The following is a 2,977-nucleotide window of genomic DNA, read 5'->3' on the forward strand; positions in this document are numbered from 1 at the left end:
ACCGGCGGCCAGGCGGCAGTCCGTTGGTCGGCGAGAACGCCGCTGGTCAGCGAGAACACCGCCGCGACGACAGCTGAAACGGAAGAACAACGGCTGACCCCGGAATGCGCATATTCGCTGTCCCGCGATCCGGCGCTGGCACCGTGGAAGAGTCGTCAGCCGACGAGGTGACGGCGAGATCTCACGGTGGGTGCACCGTCCCGTCCTGACACACACTGTCGCGACGGGGCGGTGGCGTAGCCCGGAGGAAGGATTTCGTGTATCCGGCGCCCGGCACAGGTCGCGAGGCCGCTCTGCCGCGCCCGGCGATCCGGCCACACGACAGCATCCTCAGACGCGACAGCATCCTCAGACCACCGTCGATTTTCAGACCACCGTCGGCGTACAGCCGACGCCGGAACCCAAGGCGCCGTTCAGCTTACAGGCCGCACCGGAACCCAGGCCACTGTTCGGCGCGCGGCCCACGCCGGAACCCGGAGGCGTCTTCGGTGTTCGGACCGCGTTCGGTGAGCCCGCTCCGCTTGGCGATCAGGATGCGGTGCGGCGGCAGGGACCGCCGTCGCAACGGCGGCGTGCGGCGGTCAACGGTCTGCTGATCCTGGTGCCGACGGCGCTGCTGATCACTGGTGCCACCTTCGCCGTGGCGTCCATCCTCGGCGGTAGTGATCCTTCGACCTGCGCGGACGGCACTCCACGCACCGACCTGACGATCACCACCGCACCCTCGCTGGCCGTGCCGGTGCGCGCGCTGGCCGCCGCCTACGAGCGGGCCCACGGTGATCAGAACGGTCCCTGCCCGACCATCCGCGTGCAGGCGGCGCCCTCCGACCGGACCCTGGACGCGGTGGCCCGCGCCAGTCCGTCCGCGGCGAGCATCCCGGACGTGTGGATTCCCGAGTCCAGTGACTGGCTGGCGCTCGGGCAGGAGTCGGCCTCGGCCGCGCCGAAACTCCCGCTGCGGGCGACGACGATCGCCGCGTCCCCGGTGGTGATCGCGATGCCCCGTGAGATGGCGCAGCATCTGGGCTGGCCGGAACACCACCTGACCTGGGCGGAACTCGCCGCCGACGCGGGCGTCCCGGGGTTCTGGGCGACGCGGGGCCAGCCGGCCTGGGGCGATTTCCGCTTCGACATGGCGAACCCGGACTCGTCGGCGGCGGGACTGCGGGCGGTGATCGGTATCGTCAGCGCGGCCCGCGGCATCGCCCCGGCGGACATGTCCACCGGCACCTTCGACCAGGACCGGACCGCGCAGGCCACGACCGTCCGCCTCGAACGCCTGGCGACCTGGCTGCCGACATACGACAGCCTGCTGTTCGACGCCGAGCGCGCCACCTCCGTTCCCGGCGGTGGACGGCCCCCGTCCGCCTTCCCCGCACTCGAATCGGACGTGATCGCCTACAACCGGAGCCTGACCGCTTCCATGAACCAGGCGAGCCGCGGCGGCACCCTCGTCGCCCAGTACCCGTCCGACGGGACGTTCACCGCGAGCGTCCCGTACATCGTGCTGACCCACACGTCCGAGACGGATGCCAAACGCACGGTCGCCGCGTCCTTCCTCGACTACCTCGGCACCGACACCGGACGCCAGACCCTCTCGGACGCCGGCCTGCGCACCCCCGCCGAACTCGCCGGCCGCGACGACCCGGCCAGCCTCGCCGACAAGCTCACGATCACCGATGGGATCCGCACCACCGCGCCCAAGGTCGCCGGCGTCGACGCCTCCGACAGCGTGCTGGGCACCGCCCGCCGGTTCTTCCGGCACGCCCGACAGCGCGGCGCCGCGGTCGCCGTCCTCGACACCTCCGCCTCGATGCGTCTACCGCTCACCGACCAGCCCGGCCGGACCCGCCTTCAGGCCGCGTCCGACACCGCCGTGGCCGGCCTCCAGGTGATCGGCCCGACCAGCGACCTCGAGATCTGGCAGTCCGCCGGTGCCCTGCCCGAGGGCCATCGGGTCCTCTCGCCGATGGCGAGTCTTGCCGCCCCCGCCTCGACCGGAGCGGGCACGCACCTCGACGAGCTGACCTCCCTCGCCCGGTCACTGCGCACCGGCGGCGCCACCACCCTTTACTCGACGGTCCTCGCCGCCGTCCACGACCGCCAGCGGCACTTCACCCCGGGCCGACTCAACGAAGTCATCGTGATCACCGACGGCATCCTCGACGACCCCACCGGCGGCCCGACCGGTTCCGGCGGGACGGTCGGTTCCGGCGGTGCGGGCCGGGACGCTTCCGACACCCTGGCCTCGGGCGAGCCGACCCTCGAGCAGACCGTCGAGCGGCTGCACGCCGGCTACGACGCGGCACACCCCGTCCGCCTGATCATCATCGGCTGCGATCCGGCGGCCAACGCCACCGCCCTGCAACGTCTGGCCGCCGCGACCGGCGGACGGGCCTACGTCGCACCCGATGCCACCGCCCTGTTCGGCATCTACGCCGACACCCTCACCACCGCCCACTGACCAGCCCCGCCCGGCCACGCGCCATGACCCGGCCGGGCGTCACCCGGCGGTCTCTCGCCGGCCGGCCGTGGGTCAGACTCCGGCCGCTCGTCGTCGGCCGGCGCGGGTGCGCAGCGGGTCGGGGCTGGCCGCGTCGGGGAACCGGCGCAGGTACTCCTGCTCAAGCTCGAGCATGCGCGCGGTGTGGGTCTCGAACGCGTCCTCGCTGCCGGTGAGGAATGCGTCATGACGGGTTCGGTGCAGATGCTGCAGCTCGCGTGTCAGGTCGCCGTCGGCGAGTGCGGGAGCCGGGATGCCTTCGGGTCGATGCGTCATTTCTTCGGTGTACCCGCCGTCGGTTTGATGTAGCTCACCAGAACCGGCGCTCACCCAAAGACCACACCTATGGCCTCACCCGGCTGACCCACCCGGCCCAGGCCAAGCCAAGCCATCCGCGAGCGCCAAGCCGTCCGGCATGGATCGAGGGAGATACCCGGTCGCGGTTCCCCGCCCTACCGGGCGAGGACGGGAACC

Annotated in this window: 2 protein-coding genes; one reads left to right on the top strand and one right to left on the bottom strand. The window is 72.1% G+C overall.

Annotated elements, in window-relative coordinates; translation table 11 throughout:
• Nucleotides 1-538 precede the first annotated feature (538 nt).
• The gene (locus tag G6R24_RS19870; RefSeq protein WP_225438812.1) at nt 539-2,464 is read left to right on the top strand and encodes a substrate-binding and VWA domain-containing protein; all 1,926 of its coding nucleotides are present in this window, start codon (nt 539-541) and stop codon (nt 2,462-2,464) included.
• A 72-nt stretch (nt 2,465-2,536) separates the two neighbouring features.
• Here G6R24_RS19870 and G6R24_RS19875 read toward each other — a convergent pair whose 3' ends face one another.
• Nucleotides 2,537-2,779 carry a DUF6158 family protein gene (locus tag G6R24_RS19875; RefSeq protein ID WP_163550678.1) on the bottom strand — a complete coding sequence of 81 codons (243 nt, stop codon included), beginning with the start codon at nt 2,777-2,779 and terminating at the stop codon, nt 2,537-2,539.
• Nucleotides 2,780-2,977: the final 198 nt, after the last annotated feature.

The sequence above is a fragment of the Candidatus Frankia nodulisporulans genome (assembly GCF_902806475.1).
GTDB classification, from domain to species: Bacteria; Actinomycetota; Actinomycetes; order Frankiales; family Frankiaceae; genus Frankia; species Frankia umida.

Coding starts and splice junctions, on each gene's coding strand:
- G6R24_RS19875 (WP_163550678.1), bottom strand. CDS start 2,779: ATGACGCATCGACCCGAAGGCATCCCGGCTCCCGCACTCGCCGACGGC.